The sequence below is a fragment of the Rheinheimera sp. 4Y26 genome (genome assembly GCF_025245835.1).
GTDB lineage: Bacteria > Pseudomonadota > Gammaproteobacteria > Enterobacterales > Alteromonadaceae > Pararheinheimera.
On sequence record NZ_JAOBWS010000003.1, the window covers coordinates 1 to 25076 of the forward strand.

At 46.2% G+C, this 25076-nt stretch carries 20 protein-coding genes and 1 tRNA gene; 16 read left to right on the forward strand and 5 right to left on the reverse strand.

Features of this window, described 5'->3' with window-relative positions:
• A tRNA-Ala gene (locus tag N3Z11_RS05350) sits at positions 1–76 on the reverse strand.
• 314 nt (positions 77–390) lie between these two features.
• Between N3Z11_RS05350 and N3Z11_RS05355 the strand changes: the two genes are divergently transcribed.
• Entirely contained in the window at positions 391–1434 is a 1044-nt protein-coding gene (locus N3Z11_RS05355; RefSeq protein WP_260656127.1) for an XrtA/PEP-CTERM system-associated ATPase, read from the forward strand.
• Positions 1435–1495: 61 nt separating this feature from the next.
• On the opposite strand, the gene N3Z11_RS05360 is transcribed toward N3Z11_RS05355, so the two are convergent.
• From N3Z11_RS05360 to N3Z11_RS05375, 4 genes are read right to left on the reverse strand one after another with little or no spacing between them, the layout of a single operon-like run.
• Positions 1496–3154, reverse strand: coding sequence for a hypothetical protein (locus N3Z11_RS05360; protein ID WP_260656128.1), 1659 nt, complete (start codon positions 3152–3154; stop codon positions 1496–1498).
• Positions 3135–4112, reverse strand: coding sequence for an XrtA-associated tyrosine autokinase (locus tag N3Z11_RS05365; protein ID WP_260656129.1), 978 nt, complete (start codon positions 4110–4112; stop codon positions 3135–3137). Before N3Z11_RS05365 ends, N3Z11_RS05360 begins: the two co-directional genes overlap by 20 nt.
• The gene (locus N3Z11_RS05370) at positions 4109–5701 is read right to left on the reverse strand and encodes an XrtA system polysaccharide chain length determinant (protein ID WP_260656130.1); all 1593 of its coding nucleotides are present in this window, start codon (positions 5699–5701) and stop codon (positions 4109–4111) included. Before N3Z11_RS05370 ends, N3Z11_RS05365 begins: the two co-directional genes overlap by 4 nt.
• Positions 5702–5723: 22 nt before the next feature.
• Positions 5724–6353 carry an XrtA/PEP-CTERM system exopolysaccharide export protein gene (locus N3Z11_RS05375; RefSeq protein ID WP_409566853.1) on the reverse strand — a complete coding sequence of 210 codons (630 nt, stop codon included), beginning with the start codon at positions 6351–6353 and terminating at the stop codon, positions 5724–5726.
• 184 nt (positions 6354–6537) lie between these two features.
• Between N3Z11_RS05375 and N3Z11_RS05380 the strand changes: the two genes are divergently transcribed.
• The 15 genes from N3Z11_RS05380 to N3Z11_RS05450 all read left to right on the forward strand — a co-directional run bounded on the left by N3Z11_RS05380 (position 6538) and on the right by N3Z11_RS05450 (position 24906).
• Positions 6538–7944, forward strand: coding sequence for a TIGR03013 family XrtA/PEP-CTERM system glycosyltransferase (locus N3Z11_RS05380; RefSeq protein ID WP_260656131.1), 1407 nt, complete (start codon positions 6538–6540; stop codon positions 7942–7944).
• Positions 7945–7948: 4 nt separating this feature from the next.
• Entirely contained in the window at positions 7949–8797 is an 849-nt protein-coding gene (locus N3Z11_RS05385) for an XrtA system polysaccharide deacetylase (RefSeq protein ID WP_260656132.1), read from the forward strand.
• Positions 8798–8833: 36 nt separating this feature from the next.
• A complete protein-coding gene (locus tag N3Z11_RS05390; protein WP_260656133.1) occupies positions 8834–9865 on the forward strand; it encodes a FemAB family XrtA/PEP-CTERM system-associated protein in 1032 nt (343 codons plus the stop codon).
• A 3-nt stretch (positions 9866–9868) separates the two neighbouring features.
• The gene (locus N3Z11_RS05395) at positions 9869–11080 is read left to right on the forward strand and encodes a TIGR03087 family PEP-CTERM/XrtA system glycosyltransferase (protein WP_260656134.1); all 1212 of its coding nucleotides are present in this window, start codon (positions 9869–9871) and stop codon (positions 11078–11080) included.
• On the forward strand, positions 11077–12573 hold the full coding sequence (xrtA, locus tag N3Z11_RS05400; RefSeq protein WP_260656135.1) for an exosortase A: 1497 nt from the start codon (positions 11077–11079) through the stop codon (positions 12571–12573). Before N3Z11_RS05395 ends, xrtA begins: the two co-directional genes overlap by 4 nt.
• A complete protein-coding gene (locus tag N3Z11_RS05405; protein ID WP_260656136.1) occupies positions 12563–13795 on the forward strand; it encodes a TIGR03088 family PEP-CTERM/XrtA system glycosyltransferase in 1233 nt (410 codons plus the stop codon). The genes xrtA and N3Z11_RS05405 overlap by 11 nt, the downstream gene beginning before the upstream one ends.
• 1 nt (position 13796) lies before the next feature.
• On the forward strand, positions 13797–15686 hold the full coding sequence (locus N3Z11_RS05410; protein WP_260656137.1) for an XrtA/PEP-CTERM system amidotransferase: 1890 nt from the start codon (positions 13797–13799) through the stop codon (positions 15684–15686).
• An 11-nt stretch (positions 15687–15697) separates the two neighbouring features.
• Complete coding sequence (locus tag N3Z11_RS05415) at positions 15698–16906, forward strand: TIGR04063 family PEP-CTERM/XrtA system glycosyltransferase (RefSeq protein ID WP_260656138.1); 1209 nt, start codon at positions 15698–15700, stop codon at positions 16904–16906.
• Positions 16896–18020: a glycosyltransferase family 4 protein gene (locus tag N3Z11_RS05420; RefSeq protein WP_260656139.1), complete on the forward strand. Its 1125-nt coding sequence runs from the start codon at positions 16896–16898 to the stop codon at positions 18018–18020. Before N3Z11_RS05415 ends, N3Z11_RS05420 begins: the two co-directional genes overlap by 11 nt.
• Positions 18017–19378 (forward strand): phenylacetate--CoA ligase family protein, encoded by a 1362-nt coding sequence (locus N3Z11_RS05425; RefSeq protein ID WP_260656140.1) that lies wholly within the window; start codon positions 18017–18019, stop codon positions 19376–19378. The genes N3Z11_RS05420 and N3Z11_RS05425 overlap by 4 nt, the downstream gene beginning before the upstream one ends.
• 79 nt (positions 19379–19457) lie before the next feature.
• Entirely contained in the window at positions 19458–20768 is a 1311-nt protein-coding gene (locus N3Z11_RS05430; protein ID WP_260656141.1) for a putative O-glycosylation ligase, exosortase A system-associated, read from the forward strand.
• 75 nt (positions 20769–20843) lie between these two features.
• Positions 20844–21572, forward strand: coding sequence for a tetratricopeptide repeat protein (locus N3Z11_RS05435; protein WP_260656142.1), 729 nt, complete (start codon positions 20844–20846; stop codon positions 21570–21572).
• A gap of 38 nt (positions 21573–21610) precedes the next feature.
• A complete protein-coding gene (locus N3Z11_RS05440; RefSeq protein WP_260656143.1) occupies positions 21611–23044 on the forward strand; it encodes a lipopolysaccharide biosynthesis protein in 1434 nt (477 codons plus the stop codon).
• Between the two features lie 13 nt (positions 23045–23057).
• Positions 23058–23963, forward strand: coding sequence for a polysaccharide pyruvyl transferase family protein (locus N3Z11_RS05445; RefSeq protein ID WP_260656144.1), 906 nt, complete (start codon positions 23058–23060; stop codon positions 23961–23963).
• Positions 23953–24906, forward strand: a complete 954-nt coding sequence (locus tag N3Z11_RS05450) for a glycosyltransferase family 2 protein (RefSeq protein ID WP_260656145.1) — start codon at positions 23953–23955, stop codon at positions 24904–24906. The genes N3Z11_RS05445 and N3Z11_RS05450 overlap by 11 nt, the downstream gene beginning before the upstream one ends.
• Positions 24907–25076: the final 170 nt, after the last annotated feature.

Here is a 25076-nt window from a genome sequence, read left to right on the forward strand (position 1 = left end):
TGGTGGAGCTAAGCGGGATCGAACCGCTGACCTCTTGCATGCCATGCAAGCGCTCTCCCAGCTGAGCTATAGCCCCACACCATATTGTTAGCACACACTTAATCGCTTAACTGCGTTGCATCACAAGACGAGGCGCATTCTATGAGGCATACCTATATGTGTCAATACTTTTTTCCAAAGCTGAATCTGTTCGGGCATTTTTTAAACATGAAGGCGAAAATGCGCGCAAAAACAGTAGCATCGGTGCATTTTTCTGCACAAATCAAGCATTGTTGTCAGCGACAAATTTGCCGGATTTTTGCCCCCGCTGTGATATGATCCAACTGTTTTTCACTGTGTAAATGTGCTGCACAGTTTGTTAAGTTGCCGCAACCTTAGGGATAGTCACTGATGTACGAAGCTTATTACGGATTTAACGACCGGCCATTTCAACTCACGCCAAATCCGCAATGGTTTTTTGCCAGCAAGTTGCATAAACGTGCCCTCGCCTACCTGCAATATGGTTTAAGTCAGGGTGAAGGTTTTATTGTGATCACCGGCGACGTTGGCACAGGGAAAACCACTATTGCTAATCAGCTGCTGGGTAAATTAGACCATCAGCGTATTATTGCCCGGCAAATTGTCAGCTCTAAACTCAGCCCGGACGACTTATTGCGCATGATAGCGTCAGTATTTCAGCTGAGCGTTAAAGACAATAATAAAGCAGCTTATCTGGAAGCCATTTCTAACTACTTAACTCAATTACATCAGCAGAATAAAAGAGCTTTGTTGATAGTAGATGAAGCGCAGAACCTGCCACTGGAATCGGTGGAAGAGCTTCGTATGTTGTCCAATTTTCAGCTGGCCGGTAAACCTTTGCTGCAAAGTTTTTTGCTTGGGCAAAATGAGCTGAACGCCATTATTCAGTCCCCCCAGATGGAACAATTCAGGCAACGTATTATTGCTTCATCAAATTTATCAGCGTTAACGCCCGAAGACTGCCAGGCCTATATTGAATATCGTATCGCTCAGGCCGGTGTCAGTCGTCCGCTGCTGGATAGTGCTTGTTATGCGCTTATTCATCAGTTTAGCCAGGGTATACCTCGCAAAATCAATAACCTGATGGACAGAGTATTACTCTTTGGCTTTTTAGAAGATAAAAACCTTCTGACAGCACAGGATGTACAGGATGTGATTCAGGAGATCCGTGGTGAAGTTGCGCAGCAGGCGCCACAGCAACTACTTCCCACAACACCAGCTGCGGCAGCGTCGATGAACACTGAGGCAAACACAGCTTCGCAGCCGCAAAACCCTTACCATGCCATGCTGAGTGAATTGTCGGGTCTGCTCGATAGTTCACTGGAGCATAAAATTAAGATGGCCAAAGAGCTGGATATATTATTAAACCAGCAGCATCAGCAAGTGATGAAAAAACTGGATAAAGACAACAACTAAGCCGATGAGATAAAAAACAAAAAGGCAGCCTTAGCTGCCTTTTTGTTTTTTATCTGCGGTGTCAGAAATTAAATTTAATATCAAAAGACAATCTGTTTTCCTGATAATCCAGTTCTCGTCCCTGGTAATCAATTTCTGTGTGGCGTGCTGTCAATCCGGCTGTCAGCTGTGGATTAATCTCGCGGTTAAAACTCAGTGAGTTACTGGCTTGTGTGCCTTGTCTATTGCCAAACCTATTGCCCAGACCATCATCACCATCAAATTTAAGTTTTGAATAAGACGAGGTGGCTGTCAGGCTGTTGCGTTTGGATAATTGCCAACTTGCATTCAATGACGCCGTTCTATCCTGCAGTTCAGCATCCTGCTCCAGATAAATATCCCGACGTTCACCCAGTTGTAGCTGCAACTTTAACCGGCTAAAAGCATACCCCAGGTTGTAATTCACAGAACGTCTGACCACCAAAGCGTCGTTTAAGTCTTCACCCGGCAGCTGGATATTATAATAACGTTCACCAGGTTGAGGCCGGTATTGTGCAGTGGGTGGCTGAAAACAACTGGCTAAACCGGGCGTTACCCCTGGCGGACATACAAACAAACCAAACTCAGCATCAGCGGCATTTAAGGCCAGCAACGAATTCACAGTATCAGATACCTGCACCGCCATCGTTAAACGTTTTAAGTTATAACTGCCTGAAAGCTCAGCACTGCGGCCAAAAAACCTTTTATCCAGGCTGCCGCTTAACTTTGTGCGCCTTGATGGCTGAAAGTTAAACTGAGTACCAAGGTACTCACTTTCACCAAGAAAGTTATTAATTTTGTTGTAAGTGATATTCCACCAGGATCTATCTGAGATATTCCACTCAAAGCCGCCACCGACACTCTGAAAGCTACGGTAATTAGCAAATTGCGGGTTGGTTGACACAAGGCCACTGTTACTTTCAAAACTGCCCTGGGCTATCATGGCAACACGCCAGAAGAATGGTACCCCAATCACACCATTGCCGCGTCTGTTGTAAAGATCTTCACCCAGTTCACGGCTGGTTTTCAGACCATTAGCCCGAAAACCGTAAAAAAACTTACTGGCACGGCTACGCGACTTAATTTCAGCACTGCCACTGAGCATTTCGTTATCGATGCCGGTGTCAGCAAAAGGGTCATCATCAAACAGCACAGAAACACTTTTGTCTGTACTGGCTTTGCTGGCATTCACGTCAACAAAACCATTCAGCCAGATATAAGGGTCAAACCTGTAACCAACACCAACATCTCTGGTCTGCACTTTGGCCATATCGCCGCCGGCGGTAATTTCGTCCACATAGCGCGATACATTGGATGTTGCAGCACGATAAGACTGGCCGGCGCCAAGCCGCAAAGACAATTGATCGCTCAGCAAGCTGGCTCTGTTGGTCAGACGAAAATCGGTATAACTTTCGTTTTTCCGTTGTTCATCCCGATAAATGACCGCTTTTTGTTCAACATTAAATGCTGATTGCAACCAGGAATTATCGTAAGTCAGACTCACACCGGGGGCCAGAGTTTGAGCCAGGCCCCGGTCTGTGCCGTTATCTGCAGCTTTAAGCCGGTATGCATGTGTTTCCAGTGTCAGGCTCGGGATCACATCCACTGCACTGAACACTGGTGTGCTCAACATCAGTAAAGGCAGGGACAATACCCCACCTATCCTGACAGAACGCACTTTGTTATTCCGCATAATATCCATAACCGTAGCCATATCCTTTATCACGACTGTAATATGCCTTATTGATCACAAAACCAACGGCCAGCTCTTTTGGCAATAAACTCAATGCTTTATCCAGCTCATTCAGTTTGGTTTTGTTTTCTTCCAGCACCACAACGGCCTGACCACACATACCAGCCATTACACAAGTTTCGTTGACACCAAGCAGAGGCGGTGCATCAAAAATCACGATCCGATCCGGATAACGGGATGCAAACTCCTGCACCAGTTCCATCATCTTGTCACTGGCCAACAGTTCAGTGGATAAATGATGGGGTTTACCTGCGGTAATAATCTTCAGACGCTCAACATTGGTACTGTACATAATGTCAGAGACATCAACATCATTTGAACTCAGATAGTCGGTTAAACCAAGCTGGGTTGAAATCTCCAGCGTACGCGACACATTCGGGCGTAGCACATCGGCATCCACCAGCAGTACGGTTTTATCCTGCTCCAGCGCAATACTGAGCGCCAGATTCACAGAGGTAAAAGTTTTGCCTTCCCCCGGCCTGCTGCTGGTTACCAGTATCAGATTCGGGTGGTGTAAGGTTTTGCTTAAACTGCCAAAAGCGTTATTGATAAGCTTTCGTTTGATCACCCGGAATTCTTCGTAAATGAGCCGGCGCTCTGTGGCCATGGACACAAAGTTACGCTCGCTGAGGCTGGCAAGGTCGATATTCAGCATCAGTTTTGGCGCAGTGGCACTATCAGCCAAAGCTCCGCTATCAGCCACAGCGCTATCAGCCACAGTGGCCGCCGGCTGTGCAGCCTTTGATTCTGAGCTTGCTGCAACAGATGCAGTCGCACCTGATGCAGTCTCCTGTACTGTGTTCTCAGGCGCGGCAGTATCAACTGTTGTGGCCTTTTCAGCCACAGGTTCGGCTGTTGCCGGGTTCATCGCCCCCAGTTTATCCAGAGCTTTTTCTATTGTGCTCATAACAACCGTCCCAATAATTGTTTGGCGGTAAAACCAAAAACCATTTCATTGGTTATCAACAGACAATAGCTGAATAACAACATGCCGCTTAAACCAAGGAAATACACCAAATGTTTTTTATTCTGCCGCAATAAAGCCGCTTTTTGTGTATGTGACACCAAACCAAATACCGGGAAATCGGAAATAGTCTTCAGCTGTAAAGCACTGGTCACCACAGGTTGCAATTGACTGCGGGCAAAAGCCATAAAGACGCCGGCCGCAATACCGCCCAATAGCACCAGGGTGTAAAACAGTACCCGCGGTGGCCCGGACGGCTTCATCGGAACATGAGGTGGTTCAATAATTTTGAACTGAACGTCCTGCTGTGATTCATCGGCTTTTTGAGATAAATCAATCGCTTCGCGTCTGCTCAACAACTCTTCGTATTTGGCTTTGGTAATTTCATAATCACGGTTTAAGCCGGTGAATTTCGCTTCAATGTCCGGTATTGTGTTGCGTTGAGATTCAAGCTGAGCCAGTTTTTCCGAATAATTGCGCACCCGTACACTGACTGATGCCATTTCATTTTCCAGCCGCGCTACATTCAGCTTCAATTCCTGATACACCTGATTCTGACTCAGACTGCTGCTGGTTCCGGGTGACGTTGCCGCAGCTTGTTCCAACTGTGCGATATCAGCGTTCCGAAGTTCCTGCAAAGTTTCAATCAGTTTTTTTGTTTCAACTACATCAGGGTGCGCTTCTGTGTAACGAATAAGCAGAGCGTCCATCTGGTTTTGCAGCGCGCGGATCCGTTCATCATATTGTGAACTGAATCCGGCCGGTGCCCCAGTGCTGTAGTCAAACATCACCGGATCCTCACCTTCCAGCTGACGGCGGGCTGAAGAGAGCTGCCCTTCAAGCTCACGCATTTGCAGTTGTGCTTCTTCCAGCCGTTGTTTTTCCGCTTCAATACGGGCGTAAAAGCCAGTATCAGCAGTAGGACCTGTTAACAGCTCGTTTTTCTTGAACTCAGATAAACGCGCTTCAGCTGCTTCCAGCCGGCTTTCATATTCTTTAATCTGACTATCGAGAAACTCTGCAGTCTTTTTGTTATCAGCAGCGGCGTTACCCACTCTGCTTTCAACAAAAATATTTAATGTTTCCTGCACCAGCCGTTTTGCCAGTTGCGGTGACGCATTGGCATAAGAAATCACGTAAATGTTTTCCCGGCCGGCAGATGACAACTTAATGTTCTTCTGCAGTCCATCAATCAGATTTTCGTAGGATTGACGGTCAGAAACTGTCACATCCAAATCTGTTGCCATCGCAATTTTTTCCAGATTTGGCCGGCTTAACAAGGTTCTGGCCATCAGTTGAATTTCTTCATCCGGATTGGTTCTGATAGTCAGGCCCTGCAGCGCAGGGTCCAGAATAGAGCGGGTTTCTACATATAACTTGGTGTTGGCTTCATAAGTAGGTGGCATATTAAACACCACCAACCAGCCAATTGGACAAATCACCCAGGCGGTGATCACAATATAGCGGCGTCTTAACCAAACTCCCTGTAAATAGATAAGCAACATCTCTATTGCAAGGTTTAATTCCTTCATCGAACTACTCCAGCGACTACTATCAGAACCAGGCTTCCGGAATAATTACGATGTCACCAGGCAACATATCTACGTTGGCAGAAATATCACCTTCGCGGATCAAATCGTCGAGTTTCACTTCATAACTGACCTGTTTACCATTCACGGTACGTACCAGTTTGGCACTGTTGCCACTGGCAAACTCAGTTAAACCGCCTGAAGCGATCATTAAATCAAGCAATGTCATATATTGGCGGTAAGGATAAGCCTGCGGCTGAGCAGCAGCACCAATCACACGAACCTGCTCGCTGTACGGCCCGACAAAACCATTCACTGATACTGTTACCACAGGGTCGCGGATAAACTTAGACAAGATGGTTTCCATTTCGCGCGCCAACTGGGTTGGCGTTTTACCGGCAACGGCAATGTCTTCAACTAAAGATGTGGTGATTTGACCATCCGGACGCACGATAAAAGAGCCCGACAACTCCGGGTTGCGCCAGACGAAGATGTTAACAGTGTCATTGGGGCCAATCAGGTATTTGTAGTCGGTGACCGCAGTGGTCATAGAATTGTGAACAGTGGCAGGTGCTAACTGATTACTGCTACACCCCTGCAGCACCAGCATCGCACCAATGGCGAAGATTTGAGCCAAAACTAACTTTGCATTCATATATTGCGTCCTTATTGCTAATGCGTTTGTAATATAACCGAATTTTACAACGATGTGGCTGCAGACATAAAAAATTAATTTCAGTTTTATTCACACAAGCGTATACTTCTCCAGCAAATTCACTTAGTCAAGTGGACAAATTTTAAAACTGAAATTGTTGTTTCAGACTCAGGAAGAAGTGTGAATGAATAAGGCTGTTCGTTTCGGAAAAAATACGCTGGCTGATAAGTTGTTTTTACTCGGGGAAATGTTGTTATTACTCGTTTCCAGCCTGCTCGCCTCGTACATCTACTCTTTTTTTCAGCCGGTTGACCAGGAACTGGCTGCCATTAACGCTGTCCTTTTCACCGGCAGTGTGATGTTGTGTGCACTTTCTGTTGGCCTTTATGATCAAAAACTGCGTGAAGACACAGGCGGTGTTTTTAAACGCGTTGTTATCACCTTGATTCTGGCCGGTATTTTGCTGGAAGTTGTAATTTTCAGCATAGTGCCTTCTTTGCACTTAGGCCTGACTTACAGCCTGACCGCTTCTTTATTGTCCATGGTTACCCTCACCTCTTTTCGCATGTTGTTCCAGTATCATGACATTACCAAAATCAGTCGCCGTAAGGTGATGATATTAGGTTCAGGTGAACGGGCTTCAATTATTGAACGACGTATGCGTCGTAACGTCGATAAAAGAAACTTCGAAGTACATGGTTTTGTATTCATTGATGGCGACCAGCCTGGTCACATTCCGGAAGCAAGAACGATACATTTTGATTACAAAAATGATTTGTACGAATATGCCTGCGAGCATGAAATTGAACAATTAGTCATCGCCTGTGATGAAAGACGCAATATGTTGCCTGTTGAACATTTATTCAAATGTAAAACCAGAGGCATAGATGTTATCGAAATCCTCGACTTTATTGAGCAGGAAACCGGTCAGATAGCAGTAAACCTTATTTATCCAAGCTGGGTTATTTACTCCAATGGTTTTGAAATGAATCATCGTTTTAAAACCAGTCTGGATCACCGCTTAAACGCCTTGCTGGCAATTTGTGTATTACTGGTTGTTTGGCCGCTGATGCTGATCACCGCCCTTGCCATTTACCTAGATGATGGCCGCCGCACCGGCACCCCTGTGTTATACAAACAAATCCGTATTGGCATTGATGGCAAGCCGTTTCATATTCTGAAGTTTCGCAGTATGAGAGCGGACGCGGAAAAAAATGGCGCCAAATGGGCCACTGTCAATGACGACCGTGTCACCAAAATTGGTGGTTTTATCCGCAAATACCGCATCGACGAGCTGCCACAGCTGTTTAACATTATTGTGGGTGACATGGGCTTTGTTGGCCCAAGACCGGAACGTCCGGAGTTTGTCGAAAAGCTGGTCAAAGAAATTCCGTATTACAACCAGCGCCACAACGTAAAGCCAGGCTTAACCGGCTGGGCGCAGCTTAAATATCCTTATGGCTCCACCACTGAAGATGCACAGGAAAAACTGAAGTTTGATTTGTATTACATCAAACACCGTACCCTGCTGCTTGATCTGGTTATTCTCATCCGTACCGTCGAGATTGTACTTTTTGGCAAAGGGCGTTAAATCGATGACATTGTTGCCAAAATTAAACGCCTTAACGGTGGACGTAGAAGACTATTTCCATGTTGCCGCTTTTGAAAACAATATTAAACCTGCCGACTGGCATAGCATGCAGCCAAGGGTTGATCGCAACACGCGGCTGCTGCTGGATCAGTTTGACCGTAATGGTGCCAAAGCCACCTTCTTTTTCCTCGGTTGGGTCGCAGAACGTTTTCCGGAGCTGGTCAAAGAGGTAAAACGCCGTGGTCATGAAGTGGCAAGTCATGGTTATGCCCATACCCGGGTGCATCAGCAAAGCCAGGCAGAATTCACCGCTGATATTGTCAAAGCCAAAGATATCCTGGAACAACTGACAGGCGATGCTGTGATTGGCTATCGTGCTCCCAGTTTTTCGATTAATAAACAAAGTGAATGGGCTTTTGACATTCTTAAGCAGGCCGGTCATTTATACAGTTCCAGCACTTATCCGGTAAAACACGATTTATATGGGGTGCCGGACTGGCCACAGCAGCCTTACCTGCGCCCGGAAGGGATTTGGGAAATCCCGATGCCAACTCTGACCATGTATGGTCGGCAATTGCCGATTGCCGGTGGCGGTTATTTCCGCTTAATGCCTTATTGGCTCAGCAAAAGGCTTATCAGTAAGTTTTTACATAACGACGAAATGCCTTATATGTTCTATTTCCACCCCTGGGAAATAGACCCTGCACAGCCCAGAGTCGCTGGCGCTGGTCGCAAATCCAGGTTCCGGCATTATGTCAATCTGGACAAAATGGAAGATAAACTGGATCGCCTGCTGACAGACTTTCAATGGGGCAGTCTGGGTCAGGTGTATCAGGACACACTAAAGCGCTGAAATAAATTCAATAAAAAACACAACTAAAGGATTTAGATGTATCAGATCAACACTTTAGCCTTGGATGATCCGAAGCGCACAGCATGGGATGCCTTTGTTGACCAACACCAGGACGGTACTTTTTTTCATCTTTGTGGCTGGCAACTGGTGTTGCAGCAAAGCATGGGCCACCCAACCTACTATTTATACGCCACCGAGCAAGACCAGATTGTGGGTGTGCTGCCGCTCGCCTGGGTAAAAAGCAAACTTTTTGGTAATGCCCTGGTTTCAACTCCCTTCTGTGTGTATGGCGGCGCTGTTGGCGCGCCTGAAGTACGACGTGCGCTGGAACAAAAGGCCGTTGAGATTGGCCGTGAGCTGGGCGTTGATCACGTTGAACTTCGCTACCGCGATGCCCAGGACAACGACTGGTTAACCCGCAGTCAACACGCCACTTTTGGCTGTGAGCTGGCAGAAGATGATGCGGCCATTCTGGCTGGTATTAAAAAGAATCAACGGGCGCTTATTCGCAAAGCCCTGCAAACACAAATGAGCTGGCAACTCGACAGCGATAATCAGGACTTTTACGCTATATATTCCGAAAGCCTGCGCAACCTCGGTACGCCGGTGTTCAGTAAGCAGCTGATAGACGCACTACAGCAGGTGTTCCCTACCCAAACCGAAATTCTGACCATCAGAAACGGCAATGAAGCTGTGTCATCGGTTTTTAATTTTTATTATAAAAATCAGGTGCTGCCCTACTACGGTGGCGGTAAACCTGTGGCACGCGAGCTGAAAAGTAATGACCTGATGTATTACCAGCTGATGTGTCATGCTAAAAACGATAAAAACTGTACTTTTTATGATTTTGGCCGCAGCAAACTGGACTCCGGCGCTTACAGTTATAAAAAGCATTGGGGCATGCAACATCAGTTATTGCATTATCAGTTTAAGCTGATTAATGCGACCGAACTTTCCAACCTCAGCCCAAACAACCCAAAATACCAGTTGTTTATTAAGATGTGGCAAAAGCTGCCGTTGGCCGTTAGCCGCTGGCTGGGCCCCAAACTTGCGCATTATCTGGGGTAAAAAATGGCAAAACCGAAGATCCTTTATCTGTGCCACCGCATTCCTTATCCGCCGAATAAAGGCGATAAGATCCGTTCTTTTAATGTGCTTAAAGCTCTGGCGGAACACTTTGAGGTGTATCTGGGGTGTTTTGTCGATGACGAATACGACTGGCAATATCAGGACAGGTTAACAACCTGGTGCACTGAATATAAATGCCTGCCACAACATAAAACGCTTGCCAAGCTGAAAGGTTTAACCTCATTTTTAACCAGCAAGGCAATTACCGAACCCTATTATTTTGATGCCAGAATGCAACTTTGGGTTGATGAAACTATTAAAAAGCATCAAATAACAAAGGTATTTATTTTCTCATCGGCAATGGCGCAATTTGTTGATAAACCAGAATATAGCCATTTGCATCGGGTGATCGATTTTGTGGATGTGGATTCGGATAAATGGCGACAGTATGCACAAGCACATCAGGGACTGATGAAATGGGTGTATCAGCGTGAACATCACAAGCTGCAACAGGCCGAACAAAAATACTGTGAACGCTTTAACCACAGTGTGTTTGTATCCCCGGATGAAGCGGCGTTATTCCGCTCTTTGATGCCGTCCGCTTGCAGTGACAAAATTACCCATCTGCTGAATGGTGTTGATGTTGATTTTTTTGCACCTGAACAGGCAGCTACAGTCACAGCAACCGAAGTTCCGTTAAACAGACGTTACCTGGTATTTACCGGCGCGATGGACTATTGGGCAAATGTGGATGCTGTGCGCTGGTTTGCCGATGAAGTCTGGCCTGCGTTAGTTGAGGCACAGCCGGACTTGCATTTTATTATTGCCGGCGGTAATCCTACTGCAGAAGTAAAAGCATTAGCACTAAAACACAATATTGTTGTGACAGGGCGGGTCAAAGATGTCCGGCCTTATATTCAGCATGCGCTGTTTGTGGTGGCTCCGCTTCGCATCGCCCGTGGTATTCAAAACAAAGTGCTTGAAGCCATGTCGCTGAATAAAGCAGTGGTAGCAACAGACATGGCGATGGAAGGCATTAACGCACCACAATCGCCCTGGCTGCGTCAGACAGACAGTGCAGAAACCTTTATCTGTTACTGTATGGATTTATTACAAAATCCGGTTGATGACATAGGGGCAAGGCAATGGGTTATCGAAAACTTTACCTGGCAAGCCACATTGGCACCATTGCAACAGCTGGTTACTGAAGCATGAAGCTATCTGCCATCAGCAAGACATCATGGGGTTTGCTTGCCGCTGCGCTGATGCTATGGGTTTTGCTGTTCTGGCCAACCCTGGTGCAGCTGGAATCTGTCTGGCAGGGTTCTGATACCTATAGTCACGCCTACTTTATTCCACTGATTGTTTTGTGGTTATTGCACCGTGGTCAGGCGGGCAGCACTGAGCTGCCCAAAGCCGACTGGCGTCCGCTTATTTTGCTGCTCCCACTGCTGTTTTTGTGGCTGATCGGATTTGCGTCAGATACCGGAGCTTTGGCCCAGCTGGCGGCCATTGTTTGCCTGCAATTGATTCTGGTTGGCTGGATGGGCTTGCGCTTGGCTAAACATCACCAGTTTGCCGTGTTTTATCTGATTTTTATGCTGCCGTTCGGCGAAGAGTTACACCCCATATTGCAGAATATCACCGCCGATTTATCGGTCTGGTTTTTACATCTTGCGTCAATTCCGGTATTTCGTGAAGGTTTATACCTGACCACACCGGTTGGCCACTTTGAAGTGGCTGTCGCCTGCTCAGGTCTGCGCTTTTTAATTACCTCGCTCGCCATTGGTACTTTGTATGCCCATCTCACCTATCAGAGTCTCTGGCGGCAACTGTTATTTTTAGTGGCGCTGATATTATTTTCGGTGCTGGCCAATGGCCTGCGTGCCTTTTTGCTGATCTACATCGCCGAACAAACCAATATGGCCTATGGCTTTGGTGATGACCATTATGTCTACGGCTGGCTGGTGTTTGGTCTGGTACTGCTGATCATGTTTTGGCTCGGCGGTAAATTCAGCGATTACCCAACAGAGAGCACAGAGCAAACGACAACAGTGCCCGCCACTGACAAGCCAATTGAGCATCAGACAGCGGCAACACAAATCAGTGGCATTGCCCAGGGTTTTACGCTGTTGCAGTTTTGCTATCTGGCCGCACTTTTTGCCGGTTTTATGCTGTGGCGCCAGAGTCTGCCATTGGCAACAGTGCCTGCAACCCCTTCTGCTGCACTTCTGGCATCTGATGCAATGCCAGCCGCCGATTCAGACTGGGGGATTGAGTTTGTGGCCAGCCAAAAACAGAGTTTATTAAAAACCGCTGACGGCTTTGAGTTTTTCCGCGCTGAGTATGCCCACCGCCAGCAGCAAGGCGAACTGGTGAGCTGGAGTAACAAACTGTTTAAAGCTAAACACTGGACCATTACAGCCCGGCGCCCCTGGCAACATAACGGCTTAGAAGCTGAAGTGATCACCCTGAAAAGTCTGGGTGGCAATAGCCGTACCCTGCTGTATTGGTATCAGGTCGGCGACCAGACAACGGTCAGCAGCTGGCGGGTAAAACTGGCACAGACTGTTGCGTTACTAAGTGGTAGCTCTGCCGTCGGCCAGTTTAATGCGGTGTCGGTGAATGCAGAACTCAACTTAGACGATCAAAAACTGCAGCAGGCGGTACAAAGGTTACAGCAATGGGAAACAGCCCATGGCGGATAATGCTCTGCAATCTGCGCAGACTGCCGCCGCGAACAACTGCGCTCAGCCGTTGCATATAGTGCATTATGTGTGGGGTTTTCACACAGGTGGCCTGGAAAATGGTGTGGTCAATCTCATCAACCATTTACCTCAGGGTTTATACCGCCACAGCATTATTTGCCAGAAAGGTTATGATCCGGCTTTTTTCGCCCGCATCCACAGCCCCAACGTCGCCATTTTTGATATAGCCAAACAGGATGGTACTGATCTGGCGCTATTCTGGCGTTTAGCCAAACTATTACGGCAGTTAAAACCCGATGTTTTTCATAGTCGCAACCTCAGTACCATGGAAGGCCAGCTTATCGCTGCGCTGTTGCGCATTCCGCTACGGGTGCATGGTGAACATGGCTGGGACGTCAGCGATATCGGTGGCACCAACAGGCGTTATCAGAAGTTGCGTCGGTTGTTAAAAGGTTTTGTGCATCAGTTTGTCGCCCTGTCATCCGAAGCAGAACATTATTTAACGGCAGTGATTGGTGTTCCGCAGAAGCGTGTACAACGCATTTGTAATGGTGTTGACCTGAGCCGCTTTGATAAAAACAATTTTGATAAAAACAACCTTGAGCAAAATCCTGATCTAAACAATGCACAGACACTGCCCTGGCGCTTTGAAAAGTCGCAATTTGTGTTTGGCACTGTCGGCCGCATGGCTGCAGTGAAAAACCAACAATTATTACTCGAAGCCTTTATTTTGCTCTGCCAACGTTACCAGGAAAAAGCCGCAGCACTTCGTTTATTGCTGGTTGGCGACGGTGCGCTCAGGGAGAGTCTTGAACAAAGAGCCATGGCTGCCAATCTGCAGCATGCGGTGATTTTTGCCGGCAACAGCAATAATGTTCCCTTGATGCTGAGTCAAATGCAGGTGTTTGTGTTGCCTTCGTTAGCCGAAGGCATCTCTAATACCATTCTTGAAGCTATGGCCAGCGGCTTGCCGGTTATCGCCTCCAGAGTTGGTGGCAATCCGGAATTATTGTTGCCTGAGCATCAAGACAGTCATTTGTTTGAAAGTAACAATGTGGAACAACTTGCCGATTGTATGGCACTGTATATAAAACACCCTGAGCGGTATCAAGAAGACAGCGTTTTGGTGAAAAAGCACTGCCAAAACAACTTTAGTCTCGATAGCATGGTGCAACGCTACCATCAGCTTTATCAGTCAGTCAGTAACAAGGATCTTATTTAACATGTGTGGAATCGCTGGCATTTATTTTCCGACTAGCCAACAACAACCCGATGCCGACACCTTAAGGCAGATGAACGACAGCCAGTTGCATCGGGGGCCGGACGCCGGCGATTATTTTTTTGCGCCCGGTGTTGGCCTGGCACACCGCCGTTTATCTATTATCGACCTTGATGGCAGCCCGCAACCGATGCGTACACCGGATAACAGCGTCTGTGTGGTATTTAATGGCGAAATTTATAACTTTAAAGAGCTGCGTACTGAGCTGCAGGCCAAGGGTTATCAGTTTATCAGTCAGGGCGACACCGAAACTATTCTGCACGCCTGGCGTGAGTGGGGTGTGGATTGTGTGCATCATCTGCGCGGTATGTTTGCCATTGGTATCTGGGATGCAAAAACCCAAAGCCTGTTTTTGGCCCGCGACCGGCTGGGCGTAAAACCGATGTTTTACAGTTTATTGCCAGGCAATGAGTTTATTTTTGGCTCTGAATTAAAAGTCTTAAAACAGCATCCGAAATTTGACCGCACGCTGCGCCATACCGCTATTGAAGACTATTTCAGTTTTGGTTATGTACCTGAACCTTATACCATTTATCAGCATTGTTTTAAGCTTGAACCAGGCTATCGCATGTTGTTAACACCAGGCATGACCAGCCTGCCTGAGCCGGAGCAATATTGGGATATTCCAACCGAGTGGTCCAAAGATGTCACCTCAACAGAAGCCCAAAACGAACTGGTAACGCGGTTTAAAGAAGCTGTTGGCATTCGCATGGTGGCAGACGTACCTCTTGGCGCCTTTTTGTCCGGCGGTGTCGATTCATCTGCCGTAGTTGCCATGATGTCGCAGTTACAAAGCGAGCCGGTAAACACCTGTGCCATTGGTTTTGACGTGCCCACTTTTAACGAAACCGAATTTGCCCAGATGGTGGCAGACCGTTACCACACCAATCACAGTGTGCAGGTGGTCAGTCAAAATGATTTCGAGCTGATTGATATGCTGCCGTCGCTGTATGACGAGCCTTATGCCGACAGCTCAGCCATGCCCACCTACCGGGTTTGCCAAATGGCACGCAAAAAAGTAACTGTTGCGCTTTCCGGTGATGGTGGTGACGAAGTGTTTGCCGGTTACCGTCGTTACAATATGCATTTACATGAAGATAAAGTGCGTAACCTGCTACCACTTGGCCTGCGTAAAGCCGTTTTTGCGCCGCTTGGCAAGTTGTATCCAAAACTCGACTGGGCGCCGAAATTCCTGCGTGCCAAAACCACTTTTCAGTCGATGGCGATGGACTCGGTTGAGGGTTATCACAACTCTATCTCTATTTTGCGTGCTGACGAACGTGAAAAGCTGTTTTCGAAGGAGTTTAAACAAAAACTCAATGGGTACAATTCGCTGCAGGTATTCCGTCGTTATCAGAAAAACACACAAGCGTTAGATCCGTTAAAAACAGTGCAATACCTTGATTTAAAGACTTATTTAGTGGGCGATATTTTAACCAAAGTCGACCGTGCTTCGATGGCACATTCGCTGGAAGTAAGGGTGCCCTTTTTAGATCACAAGTTTATCGAGTGGGCCTTTAAGCTTGAATCAGGCGCCAATCTGCAAAACGGTGTTGGTAAATTCAGTCTGAAAAAACTGATGGAACCTCATCTGCCGCATGATGTGTTGTACCGGAAAAAAATGGGCTTTTCAGTGCCATTGGCCGACTGGTTCCGTGGTCCGCTGCAACAAAAACTGCAAGACTCTGTCTTGTCTGAACGTATGCTCAGCTGTGGCATTTTTGACCCAGCCCAATTAAAACGTTTAGTCAAAGATCATATCAGCGGTTTAAAAGACAACAGTGCATCACTCTGGACCCTGATGATGTTTGATGGCTTTTTAAGGTTGGAATAAGGCATATCCCGATGAAAATTCTGCACTTATTCGACCATTCAATTCCGCTGCACAGTGGCTATACCTTCCGCTCGCGCGCTATTTTGCAGCAACAAGCCAATATGGGTTTTCAAACCTGTCATGTCACGAGCCCGAAACAAGGTGCATGTCAACAGGCAAAAGAAACTGTCGACGGACTCACTTTTTACCGCACCGAAGCGCCTGACGGCTTCCTCAGCAAAATCCCTGTGCTGAACCAGCTTATCCTTATTCCGGCGATGAAAAAACGCTTGCTGGAAGTGATAGCGCTGGAAAAACCTGATGTAATTCATGCGCACTCCCCTGCATTAAACGGTATGGCCGCGCTGTTAGCCGGTAAAGCCGCCGGCATTCCGGTAGTGTATGAAGTACGGGCTTTTTGGGAAGATGCTGCAGTTGATCACGGCACCTGTAAAGAAGGTGACTTACGCTATCGCCTGACCAAAGCCATGGAAACCTATGTGCTCAAAGGTGCCGACGCTGTCACCACCATTTGTGAAGGTTTACGCAAAGATATGCTCAGCCGTGGCATAGCTGCCGATAAAATTACGCCTATTCCCAATGCAGTCAATGTTGAACAGTTTCAGCTGATTAACCAAAAAGACCAGCAGCTGGCAGAAAAGCTTGGCCTGCAAGGTAAAAAAGTGCTGGGGTTTCTCGGGTCTTTTTACGCTTACGAAGGGCTGGATTTACTGGTGGCGGCTATGCCAGCCATTTTAAAGCAGGTGCCGGACGCTGTGTTATTGCTGGTCGGTGGTGGCCCGCAACAACAGGCGCTGGAGCAACAAATTCGTGAGCTTGGGCTGGAGCAGCATGTGATCATGCCTGGCCGGGTGCCACACAGCGTGGTGAACAGTTATTACAGTCTGGTGGATTTACTGGTTTATCCGCGTAAATCCATGCGCCTGACTGAACTGGTCACCCCATTAAAGCCGCTGGAGGCGATGGCGCAAGGCAAGGTGCTGCTGGCATCTAATGTCGGTGGACACCATGAACTGATTGAACATGGTAAAACCGGTTGGTTATTTCAAAGTGACGATGTGACCGCGTTAAGCAATGCGGCTGTCGAGCTGTTAAATGCCACCGAACAATGGCCGCAAATTCGGCAAAATGGCCGCAACTTTGTGGAAAATGTGCGGAACTGGCAACAATCCTGTAGCCCTTATCTGAACATCTATCAGAGACTCTGCCATGCAAAATGAGCTCGCTGGCCTGCGCATTTGTTTAATTGGCCCCATACCTCCGCCTGCCGGTGGTATGGCCAATCAAACACGCCAGCTGAAATTATTACTGGAGCAGGAAGGTGCGGTTGTGAACATGGTTGCGGTGAACGCGCCTTATCAACCGGTGTTTATCGGCAAAGTACCAGGGCTTAGAGCTGTATTTCGTCTTGTTCCTTATCTGTTGGCTTTATACCGCAATATCGGCAATAACGATGTCTGCCATTTAATGGCTAACTCTGGCTGGTCCTGGCATCTATTTGCAGCTCCGGCTATCTGGATTGCCCATTGGCGCAAAAAACCTATGGTGATGAATTATCGTGGTGGCCATGCCAAACAGTTTTTCGAAGGTGCCTGGTCTGTGGTTGGCCCCTCGGTGCGCCGTTGTAGTGCTGTAGTGGTGCCTTCGGCCTATTTACGCCGTGTGTTTGCTGAATTTGCCACTGATGCAGTTGTGATACCCAATGTGCTGGAACAAAAACGCTTTTATCCGGCCGCTGATTTAAATGCCAAACTCAGAGTGATCCCGGCAAAACCTCATCTTATTGTGACGCGTAATCTTGAAGCTATTTACGACATTGCCACCGCAGTTCGTGCTTTTGCCCTGCTCAAAACCAGCTTACCTCAGGCAACATTATCGGTGGCAGGTTCTGGCCCGGAAGAACATGCACTCAAAGCTCTTTGCCAGGAATTAAAAATCAGCGATTCAGTGCATTTTCTCGGCCGGCTCGATGCTGACCAGATGGCTGAGCTGTATCGCAGTGCAGATTTAATGCTCAATACCAGTTTGGTGGATAACAGCCCTAATTCGGTTATCGAAGCGCTGGCTTGTGGCATACCGGTATTAACCAGTAATGTCGGTGGTATTCCGGATTTAGTCTCTGACGGTGTGGATGCAGTGCTATTGCCACCCGGTGATGCAACACTTTTTAGCCAACACGCCGTCGAAGTCTTAACCAACAGCAGGCTGCGTCAACAGCTGGTAGAAAATGGCCTGGCAAAAACTGCCCGTTTTGCCTGGTCAAGTGTCAGCCAGGCACTGCTTCATACATACCAGACAGCCATCAGCTCCCGCAATCAGGCAGGTTCACAATGAGCACTTCTTTATATACAAAGCTGGTAGCCGGGCTATTGTTCCCCCTTCACGAATGGTTAAAAAAACACCACACCGTGAAAGAGTTTAAGCGCCTGGAACAAAGCCAGTGGCAAAGCAGCAGTGACATTGCCAGCATTCAGTCACAAAGATTACAGGCGTTTATTCAAAGCATTTACCAGCATGTGCCCTATTATCGCGAACTGTTTAAAAAACTTTCGTTAACACCGGATGACATCCGCACTGCTGCTGACTTAACTAAACTGCCATTTTTAACCAAAGATGTGATCCGCAACCATTTTGAGCACTTTAAAGCCGACAATGCCGGCCCGCTGAAACGCTTTAATACCGGCGGCTCCAGCGGCCAGCCATTGGTATTTTTGCTGGGGAACGAGCGTGTTTCTCATGATGTGGCGGCAAAATGGCGCGCCACCCGCTGGTGGAATGTAGATATAGGTGATAAAGAAATTGTGGCCTGGGGCTCCCCTATTGAACTCACCAAACAAGACAAGATTAAAATCTGGCGCGATAAACTATTTCGCTCCACCCTTATTCCGGCCTTTGATTTAACCGAAGCAAAGCTCCTTGATTTTATTAAACAAATACAAGACACCAAACCAACAATGCTGTTTGGTTACCCTTCAGTGTTTCACCTGATTGCACAAAACGCCGTTAAACATCAGATTGATTTAACCGGTCTTGGCATTCAGGTTGTGTTTGTTACATCAGAACGCCTTTACCCCTACCAGCGTGAACTGATTGAGCAGGTATTTAATGCCCCCGTTGCCAATGGTTACGGCGGCCGCGATGCCGGTTTTATTGCCCACCAATGCCCGGCAGGTGGCATGCATATCAGCGCGGAAGACATAGTGGTAGAAATTGTTGACCGCGAAGGCAAACCGGTCGAAAAAGGTGTTCAGGGGGAAATTGTGGTCACTCACCTCGCCACCTCCGAGTTCCCTTTTGTGCGCTACCGCACCGGCGATATTGCGGCTTTATCCACCCAAAGTTGCAGTTGTGGCCGTGGCTTGCCTTTGCTGGAACAACTTGAAGGCCGCTCGACCGATTTTGTGGTGGCAGCCAATGGCACCATGATGCACGGTCTGGCGCTGATTTATATTCTGCGCGACATTCCGGCCATCGACGGTTTTAAAATTACCCAGCACAGCCTGCTGCATAGCCAGGTGCAAATTGTCACTGCCAACAACAAGCTGCCAGCTGAAACTGAAGCTGTCATTCAGCAGCAATTTAAACAACGTTTAGGCCAGGACGTACATATCGATATTGAGTATGTTGCTGAAATAGCACCAGAAAAGTCTGGCAAATACCGTTATGTTATTAGCAAGGTTGTGCCGTTATGATTGACCAGCTGTATTTACTGGCCGTTGTTGTCGCCGTGATTTACCTGTTTCGCTGGTCAGCGAATAAGGATGACAACTAATGCGCGATATTCTGCTGGTCGCCTTCTTTTTTATGGCCATTTATTATTCCTTTAAAAAACCCTATATCGGCGTTTCCGCCTGGATTTGGATAGCCCTAACAGCCCCCACCAAATGGGCCTTTGGTTTTTCTACCAGCTTACGGATGAATTTTACGATCGTTCTTGTTACTTTAATGTCTTATCTGATTGTATTTAAAGAGAAGAAGTTTTCCATCGGTAGTGTTGGTTTTTTTATTATTTTATTTTTATTGATGTGTTTTATTTCGACAATGGCACAAAATACCATTCATGCTTCTGACGTAAATGCAGAATATATTGAACATTTCAAAACAGCTTTATTATTTGTTTTTACCGCACTCATTCTTCGAACTAAGCATCAGTTGATTACTTTTGTCTGGTGTATTGTATTGTCAATTTCATCTTATGCCGGAATGGAAGCCGTCAAATTTTTACTATCCGGAGGAGGCCACCAGATAGTTGGCCGAGCTGGTATTATTATTGATCGTAACGACTTGGCTGTTGCTATTAATATGTGCTTGCCTCTGGTTTTCTTTCTGATTTATGTCACTGAAAATACTTTCGTGAAAAAAGGCTTATGGATCCTGGCTATTCTGAATATAGTTGCAGTAGTCGGCACTTATTCACGCGGTGGCTTTATTGGTTTAAGTATTATTGCATTTGCCGCTTGGTTAAAAAGCGATAAAAAAGTGATTTGGGCCATTTTGGCCTTCACCTTTTTACCTTTTTTATATAGCCAAACCCCGGAAGAATGGCGTGAACGGCAGAACACAGTCAGTACTGCAGCGACCGAAGACAGCTCTTTTATTGGCAGACTCTGGGCATGGAAAATATCAACGTTAATTGCACTGGATGATCCTCTGACCGGAGCTGGTTACAAAGCTGTGACGGACCCAATTTTATGGCGTTATTATGCCCCCTTTACCCCAAACTTTGGTCCACTGGAAACCCCCCCTATCCCAGCTGATTTGGCCCCCAAAGCTGCCCATAATATTTATTTTCAGGTGCTTGGCGATCACGGTTTTATTGGTTTGTTTTTATTTATCATTATTCTGAGCAAATGTTTTTTAACCAATAGGGCTAATCAGCGCAAAGCAAAACAACTGGGCTTAGGCTGGCTGGAGAATTTTTGTAGTGCACTGAACGTATCAATTATTGGATATTGTATTACCGGGATGAACGTCAGCCTGGCTTATTTTGATTTGATTTACGCTGTATTTGGTTTGGTGGTGGTATGTAATATTATCCTTGCCAATACCACAGCAACAACGGCTGATGTTGCCAAAAGCTAACCGTTGTTCAATCTTGTCAAAGCGCCCGAATTGCGTTTTGGTGTTCTTTTTTAGTTTATAAACAGGCAAATCAACATGAGTTATTCAACAATTTACCTAAGCATTTTTGGCATTTTTTGTTGTATTGCCTCATTTTCCAGCCGGGCTTTTGATGTAGTGATAACTGAATCCGAATTCAACCAGCTGCACAGGTCATGTCAGTTATTTTACGGTAGCTCTGTTATTGGGCGATCATTAGGTTATGCAGACAAATTTTCGGCCACTGAAAAGAAGCAAGCTTTTATTGACGCCGAAAAAGTAGGTGGAGCCTGGCACTATTGTGCTGGTCTCGTCATTTTGAAGCGTGCGCAACAAACTCTTGATGAAAGAAAAAAGGCCGCCCTTTATAAAAAAGCACTTAATGAAATTAGTTTTACTGCTCGTAAAGTACCTCAGCACAATCCGTTTTATGGAGAAATAAAGTTAAATTTGGCTAGAGCTCAGTTCTCTGTGGGTTCATTTGATAAAAGCAGCGCCACATTAAAGACTCTGTTAAAAGAGCTCCCTAGCTATTTGCCTGCTTACATTGAGCTTGCCCGTCAACACGATAAAAAAGGCAAAACTCAGGAAGCAATTGCTATCTTAAACTCAGCAGATGAGAAACATAAACAAACTTCTGCCGACTTAAATTATTTTATTGGTATTTATTATTTTAAAACCAATGATTATGAAAAGGCGAAACAACATGCCAAAGTGGCTTATGCCAGAGGCTACCCCTTGCCGGGTCTGCGGCGGATGTTAAAAGAAAAAGGTCATCAGATTTAAGTTTTTCCGATTGTTGTCAGACCTTTTATGGAAGTTTTATGTCATCGTCATTAAACACAGCCCGTCAGGCATTTAAGTGGACCTTGTATCTACGGGGTATGTCGCAGGTCGCAACCTGGCTGATTTCGCTGATTGTGATCCGCTACCTGACCCCTGCTGACTACGGCATAGTGGCATTAACTGAAATTATTTTTATGTTAGTGATGTTATTTTGCTCCGCAGGTTTGGGTGATGTCGTGATCCAGCGCACCGATGCAGACGAGCAATTTAATAAAAAAGTGCTGAGTTTGTTATTGCTGCTCACCAGTGTGATGTGTTCACTGCTGTTAATCTCAGCGCCTTATTTAGCGCGGTATTACAATCAACCCGACCTCACGCTGGTATTGCGTTTAAGTGCATTGGTGTTTATGTTCACCCCCTGGCTGGTGTTGTCATCCAGCATTCTTGCTAAAAATATGGATTTTAAATCCCGTGGCAAAATAGACCTTTATGCGGCGGTTAGCACTGCATTGCTGTCATTGGTATTGGCCTATGGTGGTTTTGGGTTTTGGTCACTGATTATCTCCAGCCTGCTGAATATTCTGCTCAGAACTTTGGGTTACAACCTTATTTTGAAAAAGTTCTACCTACCCGCTTTTGAACTCACCGGCATGTGGTCGCCTCTGAAGTTTGGCCTGACAGTGGCCGCCACCAGTTTGCTGTTTGGTTTGTTTATGAAAGTGGATATTCTGGTGATTGCTAATCAAATTGACAGCCAGACTTTGGGCTATTATGCACTTGCCATGCATCTGGCCTTGCTGCCTATGGTCAAAATTATGCCACTGGTGAACGAAGTTGCTTATCCGATGTACGCCAATATCAAACACAATCCGACCGAGTGCCGCCGCATTTTTAGTTATATGCTTCGGCTGATTTGTTTTGCTGTTTTCCCGCTGTTTTCTATTTTTAGTGCTGTAGCACCAGAACTCGTGGAGCTTTTACTTGGTAAACAATGGCTACCAGCTGTTATAGCTTTACAAATAATTCTGCTGACAGTGCCATTTCGGATTGTCAGTAATTTATTTTCACCGCTATTAAAAGCACTTGGTCACCCGCAAACGGGCTTGCAACATGTCAGCTTTTCTTGTGTGGTGGTGGCTTTGTTATTTTATTTTGCTGCCCCTTATGGTTTACAAGGCCTGGCTTTGGCCTGGTTGATTGCCACACCGCTAATTCTGGCTTTTGCGCTGAATTTATCTACCCGCAGAGCAGATATTCCTTTTTTTATGTTAATTGCAACAATGCTGCGCCCAGCTTTGGTTGCAGCTTTAACCTTAGGGGCGCTGTATTGGTTGTCAGTTTACCTGCCTGCCGACTGGCATAAGCTAGTGTTGTTGTTGCTAAAATCTTTTGCCGGTGCCGTGCTTTACCTTTTATTATCCTGGGTATTTAACCGCGCTCAACTACTGGAAGCTGCAAAGTTCAGACTTTGATTTATGGATAGCTATGAAACTGTATTATTTTAAAGATCCGCATGGAAATTTTGGTGACGATTTAAATCCATGGTTATTTGGCCAGTTATTCCCGGAGCTGCTGGACGACAATGAACAAGACCTGCTGGTTGGTGTCGGCACTTTATTAAACCACCGTATTCCAACCGCCAATAAGGTCACGGTATTTGGTTCTGGTCACGGTTATGGTCAACTGCCGGCCATCAATGACAACTGGACATTCAGTTGTGTACGTGGACCTCGGACTGCTAAAGCACTGGGTCTGAGTGCTGAAACCGCCATTACCGATGCGGCTATGTTGACACCGTTGTTTTTTAATGAGTCATTGGAAAAACGTTACCAAACTTCTTATATGCCACATTGCCACAGTGCTTTGCTTGGCGACTGGCAATATCTGTGCACTCAGGCCGGTGTTCATTTTATTGACCCAAGGCAACCATTTTTGCAGGTATTTAAAGAGATCAAACAAAGTAAACATCTGATCACCGAAGCCATGCACGGCGCCATACTGGCCGATGCTTTTCGTGTTCCCTGGACGCCAGCAAAAGCTTATCCGCATATTTCCGAATTTAAATGGCAAGACTGGTTAGATTCAGTTGCAGTCACAGCTGAATTTAACTTTTTGCCGGCGGTGTACCGGGGTGATGAACTTTTTGGTTTCAAAGACACTGTCAAACATAAAATTAAACGCCTGCTGCACAACACGCCATTGTGGCAAAACCACTGGCAAGAAGCGCCAATTGCACGCTCCAGTCAACAAGTTGTCGATAGCTGCGCATCAGCTTTACAACAGTTGGCGGCAAAACAGCAGATGTTTTTAAGTGATGATGACAGGTTAAAACAAAATACCGAGCGTTTATTGGCAAAAGCCACAGAGCTGCGGAGCCGTTATGCAGGCTAATGTGTTGTGCCCCAAAGTCAGCGTAATTATGCCCTGCTACAACAACGGCGCTTTTGTACGTCAGGCCGTTGACAGTGTATTACAGCAGGACTACCCCAATATTGAACTGATTGTGGTAGATGACGGCTCAAAAGATAATAGCCTGGAAGTGCTTGCCAGTTATGGTGATCGTATCAGGGTTATTGTTCAGCCCAATCAGGGCCCGGCGGCGGCTCGTAATAACGGTATTCGTCATGCCACTGGTGACTATATCGCTTTTCTTGATAGCGACGACTTATGGTTGCCGGGTAAACTCAGTGCCCAGCTGGAGTTTTTGCAAACAAATCCGGATTTTATTGCCTGTTTTTGCAGCTGGTCGGTATGGGATGGTAATGATCCAGCATCATTTAACCAACCATCCCCTGAACAGCGGCTCGAGTTACAACCAGAAAGAACAGGATGGTTATATCTGCCTTTGTTACAAAGCTCAGTTATTCATACCATTAGCATTGTGATCAAAAAACAAATTGTGGATACGGTAGGTTTTTTTAACGAAGAGCTCAGGGTTGGGGAAGATCATGATTATTGGCTGCGTTTGTCGCGTATTGGCAAAATAGCCAAACTCAAAACTGTGTATGCGTTATACCGTGCCAATCTGCAAAGTACCACCAACAAAGTGCATGCAAAAAATTTCAGTTTATTGGTATTGCAAACAGCAGTTGAAAAATATGGTTTCTGCAGCCCGGATGGCAACTGCCTGACAGAAGATTTATACCAACAATATTTGGCTGAACGCCATTTTATGTATGGTTATCAGAGTTTTTGGGCCGGTCACAGAGATAAAGCAAAACAATCTTTTATTGGTTGTTTAAAAAACAAAAATTTTATCATTAAATCAATTATTTATTTATGCATTTGCATGTCTGATTTTGGATATAAACACGTTATCAAATTTAAAAAATGAGCCTTATACTTTTTTGTTAGCAGAAATCAAACTATCAAACTTCTTTTGATTAAACGAATGCACAAAAATCAGTCTGTTTTTACTTCGCGAAAGACCATGGGGTGCCCTCAATACAAAACAGCTAAGGTTTTGTTTATTCAGGCCTGCGGCTATGCAAGATGGCGGAAAAA